This window comes from Bacillus sp. RC242, from assembly GCF_044908245.1.
GTDB lineage: Bacteria > Bacillota > Bacilli > Bacillales > Bacillaceae_G > Bacillus_A > Bacillus_A mycoides.
The window spans coordinates 133,550-149,294 of sequence record NZ_JBIYCZ010000012.1 but is presented as its reverse complement, the minus strand read 5'-3'; the positions used below and the strand labels follow the sequence as shown (position 1 = coordinate 149,294).

Annotated in this window: 22 protein-coding genes; 8 read left to right on the top strand and 14 right to left on the bottom strand. The window is 36.1% G+C overall.

Annotated elements, in window-relative coordinates:
* Positions 1 to 16: 16 nt before the first annotated feature.
* Complete coding sequence (locus ABH957_RS21205) at positions 17 to 898, bottom strand: helix-turn-helix domain-containing protein (RefSeq protein WP_404441871.1); 882 nt, start codon at positions 896 to 898, stop codon at positions 17 to 19.
* 231 nt (positions 899 to 1,129) lie between these two features.
* Here ABH957_RS21205 and ABH957_RS21200 point away from each other — a divergent pair, with 231 nt between their 5' ends.
* On the top strand, positions 1,130 to 1,591 hold the full coding sequence (locus tag ABH957_RS21200) for a 2-thiouracil desulfurase family protein (RefSeq protein WP_404441873.1): 462 nt from the start codon (positions 1,130 to 1,132) through the stop codon (positions 1,589 to 1,591).
* Between the two features lie 30 nt (positions 1,592 to 1,621).
* Here the strand turns inward: ABH957_RS21200 and ABH957_RS21195 are convergent, their stop codons facing one another.
* From ABH957_RS21195 to ABH957_RS21175, 5 genes are all read right to left on the bottom strand, one after another.
* A complete protein-coding gene (locus tag ABH957_RS21195; protein WP_078203758.1) occupies positions 1,622 to 1,975 on the bottom strand; it encodes a YxeA family protein in 354 nt (117 codons plus the stop codon).
* 177 nt (positions 1,976 to 2,152) lie between these two features.
* Entirely contained in the window at positions 2,153 to 2,338 is a 186-nt protein-coding gene (locus ABH957_RS21190) for a hypothetical protein (RefSeq protein WP_404512165.1), read from the bottom strand.
* 164 nt (positions 2,339 to 2,502) lie between these two features.
* Entirely contained in the window at positions 2,503 to 2,856 is a 354-nt protein-coding gene (locus ABH957_RS21185) for a HesB/IscA family protein (RefSeq protein WP_002034566.1), read from the bottom strand.
* Positions 2,857 to 2,897: 41 nt separating this feature from the next.
* Positions 2,898 to 3,764, bottom strand: coding sequence for a diaminopimelate epimerase (gene dapF, locus ABH957_RS21180; protein ID WP_002015893.1), 867 nt, complete (start codon positions 3,762 to 3,764; stop codon positions 2,898 to 2,900).
* Between the two features lie 328 nt (positions 3,765 to 4,092).
* On the bottom strand, positions 4,093 to 4,332 hold the full coding sequence (locus ABH957_RS21175; protein WP_002015892.1) for a YuzB family protein: 240 nt from the start codon (positions 4,330 to 4,332) through the stop codon (positions 4,093 to 4,095).
* Positions 4,333 to 4,760: 428 nt separating this feature from the next.
* On the opposite strand from ABH957_RS21175, the gene ABH957_RS21170 reads away from it, so the two are divergent.
* The 3 genes from ABH957_RS21170 to ABH957_RS21160 all read left to right on the top strand — a co-directional run bounded on the left by ABH957_RS21170 (position 4,761) and on the right by ABH957_RS21160 (position 7,532).
* Complete coding sequence (locus ABH957_RS21170) at positions 4,761 to 5,831, top strand: NAD(P)/FAD-dependent oxidoreductase (protein WP_002015890.1); 1,071 nt, start codon at positions 4,761 to 4,763, stop codon at positions 5,829 to 5,831.
* A 263-nt stretch (positions 5,832 to 6,094) separates the two neighbouring features.
* A complete protein-coding gene (locus ABH957_RS21165; protein ID WP_404491685.1) occupies positions 6,095 to 6,754 on the top strand; it encodes an ABC transporter ATP-binding protein in 660 nt (219 codons plus the stop codon).
* Positions 6,738 to 7,532: an ABC transporter permease gene (locus ABH957_RS21160; protein ID WP_404512155.1), complete on the top strand. Its 795-nt coding sequence runs from the start codon at positions 6,738 to 6,740 to the stop codon at positions 7,530 to 7,532. Before ABH957_RS21165 ends, ABH957_RS21160 begins: the two co-directional genes overlap by 17 nt.
* Before the next feature lie 50 nt (positions 7,533 to 7,582).
* Here ABH957_RS21160 and phnA read toward each other — a convergent pair whose 3' ends face one another.
* From phnA to ABH957_RS21140, 4 genes are all read right to left on the bottom strand, one after another.
* Positions 7,583 to 7,924: an alkylphosphonate utilization operon protein PhnA gene (gene phnA / locus ABH957_RS21155; protein WP_002089332.1), complete on the bottom strand. Its 342-nt coding sequence runs from the start codon at positions 7,922 to 7,924 to the stop codon at positions 7,583 to 7,585.
* A gap of 281 nt (positions 7,925 to 8,205) precedes the next feature.
* On the bottom strand, positions 8,206 to 8,979 hold the full coding sequence (locus ABH957_RS21150) for a DUF2628 domain-containing protein (protein ID WP_404441881.1): 774 nt from the start codon (positions 8,977 to 8,979) through the stop codon (positions 8,206 to 8,208).
* Between the two features lie 353 nt (positions 8,980 to 9,332).
* The gene (locus ABH957_RS21145) at positions 9,333 to 9,707 is read right to left on the bottom strand and encodes a hypothetical protein (protein WP_404512153.1); all 375 of its coding nucleotides are present in this window, start codon (positions 9,705 to 9,707) and stop codon (positions 9,333 to 9,335) included.
* A gap of 36 nt (positions 9,708 to 9,743) precedes the next feature.
* Positions 9,744 to 9,998, bottom strand: a complete 255-nt coding sequence (locus ABH957_RS21140) for a DUF7660 family protein (protein ID WP_404454427.1) — start codon at positions 9,996 to 9,998, stop codon at positions 9,744 to 9,746.
* 89 nt (positions 9,999 to 10,087) lie between these two features.
* Between ABH957_RS21140 and ABH957_RS21135 the strand changes: the two genes are divergently transcribed.
* Positions 10,088 to 10,564 (top strand): SMI1/KNR4 family protein, encoded by a 477-nt coding sequence (locus ABH957_RS21135; RefSeq protein ID WP_404454430.1) that lies wholly within the window; start codon positions 10,088 to 10,090, stop codon positions 10,562 to 10,564.
* Between the two features lie 350 nt (positions 10,565 to 10,914).
* Here ABH957_RS21135 and ABH957_RS21130 read toward each other — a convergent pair whose 3' ends face one another.
* Together ABH957_RS21130 and ABH957_RS21125 are read right to left on the bottom strand one after the other, a co-directional pair.
* Entirely contained in the window at positions 10,915 to 11,709 is a 795-nt protein-coding gene (locus ABH957_RS21130) for a nucleotidyltransferase domain-containing protein (RefSeq protein ID WP_002015900.1), read from the bottom strand.
* Positions 11,710 to 11,761: 52 nt separating this feature from the next.
* Positions 11,762 to 12,070, bottom strand: a complete 309-nt coding sequence (locus ABH957_RS21125) for a YuzD family protein (RefSeq protein WP_000248590.1) — start codon at positions 12,068 to 12,070, stop codon at positions 11,762 to 11,764.
* A gap of 206 nt (positions 12,071 to 12,276) precedes the next feature.
* Between ABH957_RS21125 and ABH957_RS21120 the strand changes: the two genes are divergently transcribed.
* Positions 12,277 to 12,513, top strand: coding sequence for a NifU family protein (locus ABH957_RS21120; protein WP_000431159.1), 237 nt, complete (start codon positions 12,277 to 12,279; stop codon positions 12,511 to 12,513).
* 435 nt (positions 12,514 to 12,948) lie between these two features.
* Positions 12,949 to 13,164 (top strand): hypothetical protein, encoded by a 216-nt coding sequence (locus tag ABH957_RS21115; protein ID WP_001137788.1) that lies wholly within the window; start codon positions 12,949 to 12,951, stop codon positions 13,162 to 13,164.
* Positions 13,165 to 13,223: 59 nt separating this feature from the next.
* Here the strand turns inward: ABH957_RS21115 and yutH are convergent, their stop codons facing one another.
* On the bottom strand, positions 13,224 to 14,225 hold the full coding sequence (gene yutH, locus ABH957_RS21110; RefSeq protein WP_002089339.1) for a spore coat putative kinase YutH: 1,002 nt from the start codon (positions 14,223 to 14,225) through the stop codon (positions 13,224 to 13,226).
* 120 nt (positions 14,226 to 14,345) lie between these two features.
* Between yutH and ABH957_RS21105 the strand changes: the two genes are divergently transcribed.
* A complete protein-coding gene (locus ABH957_RS21105) occupies positions 14,346 to 14,837 on the top strand; it encodes a phosphatidylglycerophosphatase A family protein (RefSeq protein ID WP_002015902.1) in 492 nt (163 codons plus the stop codon).
* Between the two features lie 19 nt (positions 14,838 to 14,856).
* On the opposite strand, the gene ABH957_RS21100 is transcribed toward ABH957_RS21105, so the two are convergent.
* The gene (locus ABH957_RS21100; RefSeq protein ID WP_002015903.1) at positions 14,857 to 15,336 is read right to left on the bottom strand and encodes a GNAT family N-acetyltransferase; all 480 of its coding nucleotides are present in this window, start codon (positions 15,334 to 15,336) and stop codon (positions 14,857 to 14,859) included.
* Between the last annotated feature and the right edge of the window lie 409 nt (positions 15,337 to 15,745).

Here is a 15,745-nt window from a genome sequence, read left to right as displayed (position 1 = left end):
TACTTGGAGTCATGTATTATACGCATGGCTCTTTTTTAAATGGATCGAATAACGGTATTCCCTTACTTCTCCTTAATGCCGCTCCCCACTCTAATCCAATTTCTAAAAATAAATCTCGCATCGTACTATACAATAGTGCTCCAACATCTTTACGAATTTCTCCGTACTTATACGCTCTCACAACACTTTTCACCCTCCAAATTAAATTTCCACGCACTTCTTCATCAGCTAATATTCCCTCTAATAAAGCACCTTGCTCTAGTAATCCGCTCTTTTTATAAGCAAGTTCCACCTTACTCCAAAATATATTAATCTTCTTCGGATTACTCGTCATCGGCACCAGTGCATATATAAAAGGCTTAGGTATATCGTGACGACAATACGTTTCATCAAGCTCGTACGTTACTTTTCTTTTCTCTTTTATTTGTGGAATGTTTTTAGAAAGAATTGTTTCCCCCTCATTTTTTTGCTCGTTTCCACTACAGCCATCTGTATGATCATCACTTTCACATGCGGACATTTTCATACGGTCATCCATGCGGTCAATTGCAGATTTAAGAAATACATATAAGTTTGCACTATATCCCCCGCGCTTATATCTTTCTTTTGTCGCAACACGCTTTATAATTCCAAGCTCCTCTAGCTTCGCAATCGAGCGACGTACTGTACGAATACTCTTTCCAATATTCGTCGCAATTGTCTCCATTAACAGACAAGCAACACCAACTGTTTCGTTCTTCTCATTAACCGCATATTTTCCTAAAAAATGAATGACGGCAGAATCAGTCTTATTTAGTTGAAACTGATAACATTTAAAAACTTGTTTTTGATATACATTAAACTCTTCTTTACTTCGAAATTCACTATATGGTTTCATTAAATTATATAAGCTTCCCATTTTTATCACCTCATTTATAGGTAAGAGTCAGGAAGAGAAATTGGCGTGATATTTAATATTTTTTATCCCGCATTAACGGGCAGTAAGACTCCCACCTCCAGATTCGGCGAATGCGAGGAGGTTAGGTGGGAGATCAACTGCCCGTAAAAGCCCGATTGGTTCAACTAATAATCAGTGGGGGATGGACAAAACCCCCACTGATTAAATTTTCACTTTATTGGAGATGAAAATATGATTGTAATTAGTGCTTGTTTAGGTGGTATTGCTTGTCGGTATGACGGTAACGATAATCTCGTTTCAAAAATAGAAGAGTTATTACAAAGGGAAGATACCATCCTCGTTTGTCCCGAAGTATTAGGCGGTTTACCAACACCACGCCCTTCTGCTGAAATTATCGGCGGTAATGGCGATGATGTTTTAGATGGAAAAGCAAAAGTAATGACGAAAGAAGGACAAGATGTCACGGAGGCTTTCGTGCGTGGTGCTTATAAAGCATTAGAACAAATAAAAGCTTTAAACCCAGAATATATAATTTTAAAAGAACGCAGTCCATCTTGTGGTAGTTCTACTATTTACACAGGGGAATTTAACGGCAATAAACAAACTGGTTACGGAGTGACAACTGCTTTATTCAAAAGGCATGGATTTAAAGTAATTTCAGAAGAGGATTTTGAGAACGAAAAAAGGAATTGACCTTGTTCGTCAATTCCTTTTCCATCTGTCTTATTTCACACCTAATTTTTCTTTCACTTTCGCAGGAAGCTCGTCCTTTTTCACTTCTTCCCAAGCAGTTACACCTTTTTCATCTGAGTGGAATACACGCAAAAATGCTTCTTTACGAAGATTTTTCGCAGCGGTAAATTCCATTTCTTTTTCTTTACCATCCTTATCAAATGCAGGTAGCTTATACTCGAATGATTTGTGCGGCTGACCACTATCAGCTTTTTCATTCTTTTCGATTCCATCAGTAGTAATTTGAACGTAGTACTCATCTTTACCCATACGGTTTAAATCACAGCCAACTAATAGACTTGCAAATACAACTAAAATACTAAAAAGTGCAATATATCTTTTCATTTCCTTCACCTCATGTGTTTTTCTTATATTGTTATCTTAAAGCCTAAGCTTTAAAGAAGAAATTCAAAAACATGACATGAACATTACACTTTTGTAAGATAGTAAATTAAAACTTTAATCAGTGTTTTTTCATTGAAAACGTCATTGACACTCATCTAGCCTAGTCATGACAATCTATTAACGCCAATAACGTCTTCCACGCCAATTTTTCCACTTGTCACGAATCTTATCACGTAATTTCCTTATACCGCTTATTACACCTTCTATTACGCAATCTATTATGATATCTATTACAATGTAACTTACAAATCTAATTATAGGTTTAATCACATATCTCCTTACGAATTCAAAAATATCGTCGATCTTGCGTCCCCTTCTTCTTGCATATATTCGTTATCTTTGTCATGCTCTTTTTCTTTTTAGCGCAAAAGAAAAGACCTTCCTAACGATTTGGTTTCATCGCTAAGAAGGTCTTTATATGCAACCTACCCATTCAATTTCCACTTAGAATAAAGGGATGAAAAAACTTAGCAATCTTCTGGCTTACCAGCATTCGACGCTGTACGGAAAGATGATCCGCATCCACATGATGCGATCGCGTTTGGATTGTCGATTGTGAATCCGCCGCCAAGCATAGATTGTTTATAGTCAACTTTTACTCCTTTTACAATCGGAGCACTTTCTTTATCGATAACAAATTCAACACCGAAAAACTCAAGAACTGTATCGTCTTCTTTTGGTTCTACTTCAAATCCTAAGCCGTAAGAAAGACCACTACATCCGCCGCCATGTACAGCAAGGCGCACGTACTTCTCTCCATCTTCAGCATCTTTTAACATATCTTTAATTTGAAAAGCTGCTTGTTCTGTTACTTCAATCATGAAATACACCATCCTTTCTGTTCTCATTCTATTATACATCTTTACGCTTCTATCTTGTACTCATACACTCCGCGGCAAATTATTTCCGCAGGTCCTTTCATTAATACATTTCCTTCTTCTGTCCATGCGATCATTAAGTCGCCGCCTGCTAAGTGAACCGTAATTTCTTTACCGTGTTCCATTTTCCCATTTAAAATTGCCGCAACGACAGCTGCGCATGCTCCTGTCCCGCAAGCTTGTGTTACACCAGATCCTCGTTCCCAAACGCGGAAATTCATCTCTTCATCATTCAAAATCTCGATGAATTCAACATTCACTCGCTCTGGGAACATTTCATGCGTCTCAAGAACCGGTCCTAACGTTGTAAGAGGCGCTTTTTCTACATCATCAACAAAAATAACCGCATGTGGATTCCCCATCGAAACAGCTGTAAATGCATAACGGTGATTATTGTATAAGAAGTTTTCACGAATAAATGGTGTTTCTCCTTCACCAAGCATCGGTATCTCTTCACGTGTTAAACGAGGTGCTCCCATGTCGATTTTCGCTAATGTAACTTTGTCATCTTCTACCGTTACTTCTGCCGTAACAATGCCCGCTAACGTTTCAATTGTGAAAACTTTACCTTCTACTAGTTTATGCTCATACGCATATTTCGCTACGCAGCGTAAACCATTTCCACAGCTCTTTCCTTCTGAGCCATCGTTATTAAACATGCGCATTTTTACTGGTGCCACGTCAGAAGGACAAATTAAAATCATTCCATCTGCACCAATACCAGTATTAATATTTGAAACCTTTTCCGCTACAATTGCTAAATCTTCTTCTCTAATTTGTTCCTCAAACATATTTACATATATATAACTATTTCCAAGACCATGCATTTTTGTAAAAGAAAATTGGCTCATTTTTATTCACTCCAAAAATAATTTATTATTTCAAGTATAAAATGCATGCTTTTAGAACACAATATGAATGTCCCCCGTTTCTCATATTTGACAGTGTTTTGGCAATAAGCCGTTCTTACACAAATCGTGTAAGAAAAAAGCCCTTCTAAAAGGGCTTTTTTTTTCGAAATAAACACTCCTAATAAAGTGAAACTTTAATCAGTGGGGGGACGGGCAACAGGGCTTCAACCTAACTTCTTTGCTTCAGCTGAATTTTGAGGTGGGAGTTTTACTGCCCGCAAATAGCGAGATAAATGAAAAAAGAAAAACGTTGCCTGTTTGCAACGCTTTAAAACATTGGATTTTCATCCATATAATCATATACATTATTTACAAGTTCTTCTACTGTTGCACCTTGTACCACTTCACCATTTACAAGTGCAAATGGACCTTCAAAACAGATACCACAATATCCTAAACAACCATATTCCATTACGTCTAAATTAGGATCTTTTTCTAATTTTTCTAAAGCTGCTTGCGAACCGCTTGCAAGGTTACCTACACAAAATTCGATTAATGGTTTAATCAAAACTCTCTCCCCCCTGTATCTCTAAACAAATTACCATTTACTTTATATGGTATGTGCATACCTAATTTGCGAAACGGATAAGTAACCCTCTCTACTTGTTACCATTCCACTTTATTTATAAGAAGAAAACTAAGCTGTTTCTTGTTGTTTTCGTTATATATTCTAAACTATTTAGTTACTTCACTATTTCACTTCATAATAGATGGTCTTCTTTATATAACATACTACTCATAATGAAATAGTAAATAGTAACTAGAAAATGAAAACCACTTACTTTACTTTTCTTCTTATTGTACAACAGAGTATTCATTCATGCATTGTTATTTGTTCACAAATTCGATATAATTTGATTGTGTAAAGTCAAAATATTTTATTAATATAAAATTGTATGATTAGGGGATATTTCAACAGAAAAGGGGTAATCCATCATGAAACACCTCGTACTACTAGGTGGTGGCTACGGTGGAATGAGAATTCTGCAGCGGCTACTTCCAAGCAACCAACTTCCAGATGATGTACAAGTGACATTAATCGACAAAGTACCATATCATTGCTTTAAAACTGAATATTATGCATTAGTTGCGGGTACAATTTCAGAAACGCATATTCGCATACCGTTTCCTGAGCACCCACGTCTCAATATTCAATACGGAACAGTAACAAATATTGACCTCGAAACGAAGGCCGTTCATCTCGATGGCGGTGAAACGATTCAATATGATGATTTAATTATCGGGCTTGGCTGTGAAGATAAATACCATAACGTTCCTGGGGCGAAGGAATATACACATAGCCTACAATCAATTGAACAAACACGTAAGACATATGAACAATTAAATAGCTTAGAACCAAATGCAACAGTAGCTGTCGTTGGGGCTGGCTTAAGCGGCGTTGAAGTGGCAAGTGAACTTCGCGAAAGCCGTTCAGATTTAAAAATCTATTTATTTGATCGAAAAGATAGAATTTTATTCCCATATCCAGAGAAATTAAGTAGATACGTAGAAGAATGGTTTGTAAAACATAAAGTTACCATTATACGAAACTCTAACATTACAAAAGTGGAACCAAACATTGTATACAACCATGATGAACCACTTGAATGTGATGCAATCGTCTGGACAGCTGGTATTCAAGCAAATGAAGTTGTTCGAAACCTTCCAGTTGAACAAGATGGTAGCGGACGGGTTGTTTTAACGAAATATCACAATATTCCAAATAATGAGCACGTTTATGTCGTAGGAGATTGTGCAGCACTTCCACACGCACCATCTGCTCAACTTGCTGAAGGTCAAGGAGAACAAATTGTCCAAATATTATTAAAACGTTGGAATAATGAACCCCTTCCTGATGAACTGCCTGTTATTAAATTAAAAGGTGTTCTCGGTTCTCTCGGCAAAAAACACGGATTTGGTTTACTAGCAAACCAACCCTTAATGGGACGTGTACCGAGATTATTAAAATCCGGTCTTCTTTGGATGTACAAATATCATAACGGTTAATACTTTAAAGGCTGCCTACATAGTAGACAGCCTTTTTCTATTCATTTTTTGTAACTACTCAGTCATTCTATGAAAAACCGACAGAAAAGTATTTTTTTAAATGGTCAAGAGGGACTGGCTATGCATAGGATCAGTCAGTGCCTTTTCCTGCCACGCGCAAAGTTTTAAAACAAAGAAAAAAGATGTTCCTTCTAAAGAGACTTTATTTTTCTATTTTTCTCTCTTTTTGATACGATATAACTAGAATCAGAAAGGAGCAATTTATGTTTATATTAAAAGACATCACATATAAAGATATTCTACACATTCCTTATTTACAGATTCAAAAAGAAAAAACAACTTGTATTATCGGTGAAAGTGGTAGTGGTAAAAGCACATTACTTCGCATGTTAAACGATTTACAATCACCCACATCTGGCACAATTGAATATAACGGAAAATCTATTTTAGATTATCCTCCCATTCAATTACGCCGTGAAGTTGTCATGCTCGGACAAACTCCGCCTATTTTTGATGGAACAATTAAAGATAATTTATTAATGGGACTTCGATTTTCTGAAAAGCCATTTCCAAATGACGATGCCCTGCAAGGCGCATTAACGACTGTTAGCCTAGATAAAAAATTAGAAGATAACTCCTCTTCTTTATCAGGTGGCGAAAAACAAAGACTTGCTTTCGCTCGTATTATACTAATGGATCCGCCCGTCTATTTATTAGATGAACCAACTTCGGCGCTAGATGGTGACACAGAACGCCGCGTTATGAAACAATTCACTCTACTGGCAAAAGAAAAGAAAAAAACAGTTATCTTCATCACGCACTCGCAACAACTTCCAGAAGAAATCGCAGACGATATTATTGAAATTAGTAAAACAAACGGTGCAACTAGAAAGGAAGTGCTATCAATTGAAGGGCGTTATTGAACTACAAATTTGGCAACTTGCAGCTGCATATATTTTCATCCTTATTTTAATCGGGCTTGTGAAATTAAAAGGAATACCGCGTGAGAAACAAATTACAATTGCTACATTACGTATGACAATTCAGCTCGTACTAGTCGCATATGTTCTTACATACATATTTGAAAATAGTAATCCGTTTTATACAATAGCTCTCATTACTTCTATTACTACATTTGCGATTTTCAACATTTATAAACGAATAAACCTTCCTATGTCAAAAGAATTAAAACGAGTAGCCGCCCTCTCCATGATCGCTGGATCAATTGGCCCTCTTCTACTATTTATCTTTGTCATTATCGGACACGATCCTTGGTATGCTCCGCAGTATATCGTTCCTATTGCCGGCATGCTAATCGGTAACGCTATGACAGGTATTTGCCTCGGGGCAAACACCTTTTTAAACAGTATGAAATCACAAAGAGACCATATTGGAGGTGCACTTATGCTTGGCGCAACTCCAAAACAAGCAGCTGCTCCGCTCATACGGGACGCTTTCGATTCTGCTATTTTACCAACAATTAATTCCATGGTCGGAATGGGAATTATAAGTCTTCCAGGCATGATGACAGGACAAATTTTATCCGGTGTATCACCATTTACAGCTATCCAATATCAAATTACGATTATACTTGGCATTTCTGGAAGTACAGCTTTCTCTGTTATTATCTTCTTACAGCTTGGGTATAAAACGTTCTTTAATAAGCGGTGCCAGTTGAAAGAAGTTGAAGTACAATCATAAAAAAGACGCTCTGCAAGTTACTTACAGAGCGTCTTTTTTCTTTGCTAATCTTACGCTTTCTTAACGAACTGTGATTTTAACTTCATAGCTCCGAAACCATCGATTTTACAATCAATATCGTGATCTCCCTCAACTAGACGGATACTCTTTACTTTCGTACCAATCTTTACAACTGAAGAAGTTCCTTTTACTTTTAAATCTTTAATTACAGTAACAGCATCGCCATCTTGAAGAACGTTTCCGTTCGCATCTTTTACAACTTTTGCACCATCATTACTTTCAGCTTCCGCTTCTTGACCCCACTCATGGGCACATTCTGGACATACGAAAAGAGCGCCATCCTCATACGTATATTCTGAATTACATTTTGGACAATTTGGTAAAGTAGCCATAAATTCATTTCCTCCGTTCATTATTTATACGTAAAAATCAAATCGAATTTTTACATGTCGATAAATAAAATTTGTATAGCATTTCTTTATACTGCCATAGTCTCACGTTATTGACAAGCCTACCTCAAATTCTCATTTTTTATTGTATTTTACAAAATTTCAATTAGTATGGCGTTTGTTTACTAATGTTTTTCTCTTCTTGTTACATATCCTTTCTCATAAATAAAAAGAAGAATCTTCATTAGACTCTTCTTTTTGCGATACATCATTATCTATTTATATTAATACCAGGCATTTTCTTCAATATAAAATTGATACTCTTCTGCTTCTTCTTCATTTAACTTTTTATCGTTTAAATAAATTTCTTTCCATTCAAATCTCTGTTTATCTAAATACACAGCGAACTTAACCTTTACATCCTTTTTTTCCTCATAATCATAACCAGTAAATTCTACTATATCAAAACGTCCTTCTTTTTTTACATACGTCCATTTTGGATCATCAGTAAAAACTTCCAATGTAATCCCTTCATCACTTAAACGAACTACATCTTTTATATTTGGTTCCGTCGGTAAATACGATAACCCATAACCAGCTGCACCAAATACTACAAATAATAACGCATTTAATCCAAGCATAATCCCAACATGAGTGCCACCCTTTGTTTGGAAGTAATAATTGTGTTGTGCATCAGATAACTCTTTTGCCTTATGTAAAACACGAACTGTATGCTTGTAATATAAACGATTCCCTTGCCATCCAGTAAATAGCATAGTTCCGAAATAAACAATAAAATCGATCCACATCGGGATATCTATAAAAACAGAGGTAATTAAAGTAGGAACTCCTACTAATGCAATAATAATAAATAATTTATACATTTTGCGATAAGCTAACCACAATAATGGGAAGAAAAAGGCTATCCAGTTCCAACTATTTCCCGTCTCGGGATCTTTTGCTTTCCCCCACTTAAAGTCGTAATATGCAGTATTATTTCTCACAACTTTATGTAACTCTTTAGGAGCTATCGCTTCCTGTAAAACAGTGCCCTTCACGTACATCATCCTTCTCTTATTTCTATATAACTTTATTGTATATCTATAAAAAGAAGGAATCTAACAAAAAATAGTTATATTTCATAAAAATGAACAAAAATCGAATACATTCCGACAATTATCCATTCTATATTCCATTTTACTATTAAATATATTAGAATACTCATATATAAGACATTTAATACACTATGTTAAACATCTTGTATATTCGTAAAAAAGGATGTATCAAAATCATTTTGACACACCCTTCTCCTATTAAACTACTATTGTAATATGACCTAGCCTAAAATCTCGACTTAAGAGACTTCACAAATTAGCTCTCTACTATTTCAAACATATTTCCACTTACACAACTATCCCACATTACCCTTCACTTTCTCAATAACATCTTCTATACTCTTAGCTATACATTCTGGCTCCCAATCTCCCTCACCATGCATAGCTGTATAAACCGGACAATTCTCATCATTACTATCTACAAAGATCGGGTCTCCGAGATACGAATCTATCCCAATTACAATCCACCCGTCTTTCCAATCTCCCTCTTCATTTCCGACTAAGCTTTGCCCTCCCTCATCAAAGCTATAACCAAGTTGTCCTTCTTCTATTTCTTCACTATTAAATAATTCGATTGTCATAGGTTCAAATTCACACTCTAACTCAATTTCATTATCCTCAGCGCGATCTACATGTGCTAAAAGTTGTTTAATTTTATTGTGGTTAATCATAATATCTTCTCCATTAGATCTTTTAAAAATTTAATTTTATTCATAATAAGCTGCTGCAAGCAACGTCTGGGCAATAAACTTCCATGGAATATTTTCTGGAAGCTTCTCCCCTTGATTTATATAAACACCTTCATAAGCACCTAACCAACCATGTAATGCCTCTAAATAAGTCTCTACCTCTATATTCTCCCATTCATCTTGATTCACTTTGAAATCCTTTTGAAGATATACAAGAAACTTCAACAAGTCTTCCTTAGAATTTACATGATCAAGGTATTCAAATACATCCATATTTATTCCCCCTTTCTATTGCTCGTCATTTAAACTAACTATAATATATGAAATAAGATTCTTAAAACTATTATTTGAGGTGACCAAATATGAAGACTACACTTTGGGCAGAAGATGACTATTTAAAATTAGCACCTATTAACGACGAACTAATAAAAAAAGCAGAAGAAGTACTAAACGTAAATCTCCCAGAATCGTACATAAATCTTCTAAAAGAACAAAACGGAGGAACTCTTCGATTAGATGCTCATCCTACTTCAGAGCCAACTTCTTGGGCAGACGATCACGTTAATGTTTCTGGATTATATGGCATTTCTTTTGATGAAAATGAATCTAGTATTTTAGAGAGCCATTATTTAATTCAGGAATGGGACATGCCTGAGAATATCGTGCTTTTATCTGGTGACGGACATACGTGGATTGCATTAGACTATCGAAACGTAGCTGAAAATCCTCCAGTTATATTTATCGATAATGAGTTTGAGGAAATTATTGAATTAGCACCTAACTTTGAAAGTTTCTTACAAAATTTAACTACATACAATTATGATGAAGATGAAGAGTAAACCTATCTCTAAAGGAGTGCGCAATAGTGCAAGATTTCATTATAAAGTGAAACTTTAATCAGTGGGGGTTTTGTTCATCCACCACTGATTATTAGCCTTCACCAATCGGGCTTTTACGGGCAGTTGATCTCCCATCTAACTTCTTTGCTCCAGCCGAATTTTGAAGTGAGAGTCTTACTGCCCGTTAATGCGGGATAAACATCAAAAAGAACAGTCTATTGCATAATGTTTCACATGAAACTATCCATATTTTAGATTATCTTTCGACTTCTCATTCCTTGCAAAGTACTTTTTCATTATATAAAAATAGTAAAAGCATCCTTTATATGAAGGATGCTTTTACTATTCACCTACCACTTCCCCCTACACTCTTCAATCAAACACAGCAAATACCTCTTCGTCATATCAGCCCTCCTCCAAATAGAGAGCTTGCGCTTTCCCTTTGGATTATTTCGCATTCGCTCTACCTCTTTTAATAAAGGCTCCCATTCTTTCGCTGAACGTTCTAATAAGTATTGTAATCCTCTATCTTTTGAAACGATTGTTTCATGATCTAACGTATATAAAATACGTCCCATCGTAACGACAGCTGATTCTACCCATTCTTCTATGAAAAATAAATAAGGACGCTTCGCTTTTTCAAGCCAGTAATGTTCTACGTTGTATTTCATTGTATTTACTACATCGTCCCACTTTATTTGAAAGGAAAGGTCTTCTACTTCTTTCCCGCTAACTGTAATACCTTGATTTTTCAATGTCCACCATGTGACCGCGTTAATATCCCAATGACCAATATCAGCCTTACCATCTGCACAATACACGTACTCATTCATTTCATCATTGTATTTCCCTAAATCAGCAAGCGGAATATACATACCATCCATTCTTTTACCTAACGTACTTTTACTATTTTTTTTATGCAGTTCTATAATTTGTTGTTTTTCAGCTTCATTCACGGAATCACTTATTACCGTAACAAAGTCAACATCGCTCGTTTCTATATGAAATGCTCCTAGCGCGATTGATCCGTAAATATATACCCCGACTATTTTTTCATCCGAAAAAATTTCTTTTAATTCTACTATGTACTGCTCCATTAATTGCTTTACTTCTTCTGGTAAAGCATGTTTTATTCCATTCTCCACATCTATCCCTCCAATAAAAAAAGCCTTCGCAAATTCGCAAAGGCTTCCTGCTTTATAAATATTTCTCGATTTCTTCGTAAACATCCTTCAAACGAGGATTTCCTTCTCCAACAATTTCTCCATTTACAAGAACGACCGGATAAAATAGATCTTCTTCCACTACGCGCTCTGCGAATGCTTTTTTATCTTCATCTTCTTGTTCTTCTTGAAAATCAATATACTCGAAATTAAATTTATTTTCTTGTCCTTCATATTTACGACCAATCGCCGCTTGTAACCACTCAAACGTTTCTGTTGAAGATGGCATTCCGACGCAACTCGCACAAATCACTTTCGTCCCATACACTTGCACATTAACCATTTCTTCTCCCCCACTTCTTGCCCTAACAGTATATTCAGATGTCTTAGTACATAAGCACATCATTTTACAAACTTATTCCATACCCCTATACTGAAAAAACACGTTGTACACACGATATAATATTTTGACAATAAAACAAGAAGAGAAAAAATAGATTTTCCCCTCTATCTTGATTATAATAAAACTGATGAAAGGAGTCGATAAAAATGGAAAACCCACATATGCAAGAACAAGTACTAGAGGTATTAGATAAATTACGTCCATTCTTACTTCGCGATGGCGGAGACGTTGAATTAGTAGACATTGAAGAAGGTATCGTAAAATTACGCCTTATGGGTGCATGCGGAAGCTGCCCAAGTTCTACAATCACACTAAAAGCTGGTATCGAACGCGCACTACTTGAAGAAGTACCAGGCGTTATTGAAGTAGAACAAGTATTTTAATTAAAAGCGGAAGCGGCTCGTCCAAAATGTGAGGAGGATGGAGCTTCTGACATAGAGGCGCTTTTTGCCTCGGCGGAAGAAGCGAAGCCACCGAACATTTTAGCCGCTGGAGCTAGATAATATCTAAAAGCGGAAGCGGCTCGTTCAGAACAGAAGGTCATTGGAGCTCCTGACGAAGAGGCGCTTTTTGCCTCACAGGAAGGCGCGAAATGGCCGACTGTTCTAGCCGCTGGAGCTAGACATTATCTAAAAGCGGAAGCGGCTCGTTCAGAATCGCTTCCTAGAAAGAGACCCAAATGGGTCTCTTTTTTTATTCAAATAACACTTCCCCTTTAACATCATAAAACAAAATTGGAAATCCTTCTCAAAAAGTGCGATAATTAATACTATAGAATCGTTCACACATATACAGAAAAAAACATAGGGGGACGACACATGCCAAGAATGGGGAACACTTTCTTAACAATTCAAGAACTAGAAAAGAAAAAAGAGTATTTATTAGACCTTTCATCCGTTATACCAACATGGAATGCAAGTTATCAATTTTTATTTAAAGAAATCCAGCAAGAATTATTGAGTAAAGTAAATGAAAAAATCGAAAGACATCAATTCATTTTAAATATATGTGCAGATCAACAGGTAGGGGCATAATGTATTACATACAATTGTGATATATAAAAAAGAGACCTCACCCGGTCTCTTTTTTCATTTTAAGACAGCCAATCTAATTTCCTAATGCCTAACTTATCAACAGGTAAACGAAATGACTCGTAAAAATGATTCATAAATTGCTCAGTGCGCTTCACATCATGTAAAATGATTTCTAAACGGGCTCTATATATGCCTTTTTGTTCTTCGTTTCCTGTTTGATAATATCGTTCAATCGTTTCAAAGTAGTGAAGCGGGAACAGAAGCCTTGCGAATAATAAGCGCCAACCAAATGAAGAGAGCGAATAATTACGTTCATAATCTGTAATGAATTGAACTACCGTTTGCTCCCAATCTTTCTTTTTTTCTATCATCATATAGCGAATACATTCTGCTATATCTCTACTTGGGTGATCATATACCCAATCAAAAGGAAGTTTTAAACGCTTCGTTTGCTGCCATAATAAAGGTGTAAATCGTTCTTGGCAAATTGTTGCTGCGTCAGTTATTTGTGGTGTATCGTCCATTTCTGTATCGACAACATATTGAATTGCATTTTCTGCAACTCCTAAGTAATACGGGAAGGATTCAATAAACAATTGATCGAATACGTCTGAAGGATGGTTCATCACTTGCGATTGCCAAAACCTTTCTAATTGGTCGAGCCTTTTTTCCCATAATGCTTTCCATTCACCAATGCGGCTTAATTGCTCAACTTCTTCTGGAAAGAATGCGCCACGTTTATGGAATATAGAAAGCTCACTTCCTAATGATGTAGCATGTCGCTCTAACATACGCATACCTTTTAATAAGCAGTAATTTTTTTCTTCTATCTCACTTACATAGTAGCCGTGTATAGTCGGAACGAAAGTCGAAACAGTTATATCCCCTTGCTGGTTCATATAATCACTGAGCTTTTTCATCTCTACAAGTACTTCTTCCTCCATTTCTCCAATTGGAACAAGTACATAAATTTTGTTGCGAATCCAAAAGCTTTTATAGGGGCCAAGGGGGATTAATTCTTTAACATGCATGTGATAATGCTCATAAATATGCTGAATCATCGCAGTCGCCACCTATGGTTTTTCTTTATATATATGAGCTTGTGCTCGCCTTTCATTCCTATGCACATGATAAAGCAACGAAACGTATACAAATACTAAAAAGAAAAAAAGGTGATAAACATGAAAGACTCAAATCAACTACAAGAAAGAGCATTACAACTATTACAAGAGCGCGGTGTAACAATTGACGATATTGCTGATCTTGTTCATTTTCTTCAAAAGAAATACCATGCAAATTTAGAGATGTCAGAATGTCGCTATAACGTTGAGCGTGTACTATCAAAACGAGAAGTACAAAACGCTCTTATTACAGGCATTGAACTTGATGTCCTTGCTGAAAAAGGAATGTTAAGTCAGCCGTTACAAGATATCGTAAAACGCGATGAAGGACTATATGGAATTGATGAAGTCATCGCACTTTCAATCGTTAACGTGTACGGGTCAATTGGCTTCACGAACTTTGGATATATCGATAAATTAAAACCAGGTATTTTAGAATACTTAAATGATAAATCAACTGGAAAGGTGCATACATTCCTTGATGATATCGTTGGCGGAATCGCTGCCGCTGCTTCAAGTCGTTTAGCGCACCGTGCTGAGCATTCGGAATAAGGGGTCTAGGCCGTCAGTTTCATACTGACGGCCTTTCATATTCCATAAGCATGAACTCTCTTCCACGGCTCAAAAAAAGAGGTCCTACTTGAAATCCAATGTTTTTATATAGCCTAATCGCTCTCTTATTGAATGTCGCTACACTCAGTCGAAACATTTTCGAATTCAATTCCTCAGTAGCAAATGCTATTCCCGCTTGAAAAAATATTTCTCCCATCCCTTTCCCTGTTAACTCTGGCTTCATTCCAAGCCCAATATCTACTACATCTTCTCCCCTATATAAATTAGCATCTCTTCCCCCTGGCACTTGTGCATTTTCTCCAAAACAAAAATAGCCGATGAATTCTCCATTCTCTCCGCAACAACCGTAATACGTTCCATCTAGCAACTCTTCTATTACTTCAGCATCTCCCGAAAAGCTATATAACGTATAGGGATTTTCATACTTCCACGTATTTATTTCTTTCGCTTCTTCTTCTGTTAACTTATGTATATCCATTCATCTCGCTCCTTATCAAATACTCTACTAATCTATATGTATTTACTCATTCATTTTCCAAACTTGATTCTCCTCTAATCGTAATATGCATAGTTACATACGCACACCCCTTTAAAAAATGCTAAAATTTATTTGAATCGCTGTTGTTACACTTCTTGATTAAGAAAGACTGTTAACCGGAAAATTAACGTCTTATCAAACTCAAGCAATTGGCACGTTTTGTCATCATGAAAGACACTCGAAAGAGTGTCTTTTTTCTATACCTGAGCAGGACCTGCTCATTTACAAAATTAATGCATAAATTAATATAACTCTTTAAACGCATTATTCCCTTTCTATATGTTGCGGCGTTCGTTGCGACATATTCGGATAATAAAAAGCACTCCAGCCAGAGTGCTTTTTACTTTCA

Excerpts from the sequence above, each read along its gene's own strand:
- ABH957_RS21205 (WP_404441871.1), bottom strand. The coding sequence starts at position 898 with ATGGGAAGCTTATATAATTTAATGAAACCATATAGTGAATTTCGAAGT.
- ABH957_RS21200 (WP_404441873.1), top strand. The coding sequence starts at position 1,130 with ATGATTGTAATTAGTGCTTGTTTAGGTGGTATTGCTTGTCGGTATGAC.
- ABH957_RS21195 (WP_078203758.1), bottom strand. The coding sequence starts at position 1,975 with ATGAAAAGATATATTGCACTTTTTAGTATTTTAGTTGTATTTGCAAGT.
- ABH957_RS21185 (WP_002034566.1), bottom strand. The coding sequence starts at position 2,856 with ATGATTGAAGTAACAGAACAAGCAGCTTTTCAAATTAAAGATATGTTA.
- dapF (WP_002015893.1), bottom strand. The coding sequence starts at position 3,764 with ATGAGCCAATTTTCTTTTACAAAAATGCATGGTCTTGGAAATAGTTAT.
- ABH957_RS21170 (WP_002015890.1), top strand. The coding sequence starts at position 4,761 with ATGAAACACCTCGTACTACTAGGTGGTGGCTACGGTGGAATGAGAATT.
- ABH957_RS21165 (WP_404491685.1), top strand. The coding sequence starts at position 6,095 with ATGTTTATATTAAAAGACATCACATATAAAGATATTCTACACATTCCT.
- phnA (WP_002089332.1), bottom strand. The coding sequence starts at position 7,924 with ATGGCTACTTTACCAAATTGTCCAAAATGTAATTCAGAATATACGTAT.
- ABH957_RS21145 (WP_404512153.1), bottom strand. The coding sequence starts at position 9,707 with ATGATTAACCACAATAAAATTAAACAACTTTTAGCACATGTAGATCGC.
- ABH957_RS21140 (WP_404454427.1), bottom strand. The coding sequence starts at position 9,998 with ATGGATGTATTTGAATACCTTGATCATGTAAATTCTAAGGAAGACTTG.
- ABH957_RS21135 (WP_404454430.1), top strand. The coding sequence starts at position 10,088 with ATGAAGACTACACTTTGGGCAGAAGATGACTATTTAAAATTAGCACCT.
- ABH957_RS21125 (WP_000248590.1), bottom strand. The coding sequence starts at position 12,070 with ATGGTTAATGTGCAAGTGTATGGGACGAAAGTGATTTGTGCGAGTTGC.
- ABH957_RS21120 (WP_000431159.1), top strand. The coding sequence starts at position 12,277 with ATGGAAAACCCACATATGCAAGAACAAGTACTAGAGGTATTAGATAAA.
- ABH957_RS21115 (WP_001137788.1), top strand. The coding sequence starts at position 12,949 with ATGCCAAGAATGGGGAACACTTTCTTAACAATTCAAGAACTAGAAAAG.
- yutH (WP_002089339.1), bottom strand. The coding sequence starts at position 14,225 with ATGATTCAGCATATTTATGAGCATTATCACATGCATGTTAAAGAATTA.
- ABH957_RS21105 (WP_002015902.1), top strand. The coding sequence starts at position 14,346 with ATGAAAGACTCAAATCAACTACAAGAAAGAGCATTACAACTATTACAA.
- ABH957_RS21100 (WP_002015903.1), bottom strand. The coding sequence starts at position 15,336 with ATGGATATACATAAGTTAACAGAAGAAGAAGCGAAAGAAATAAATACG.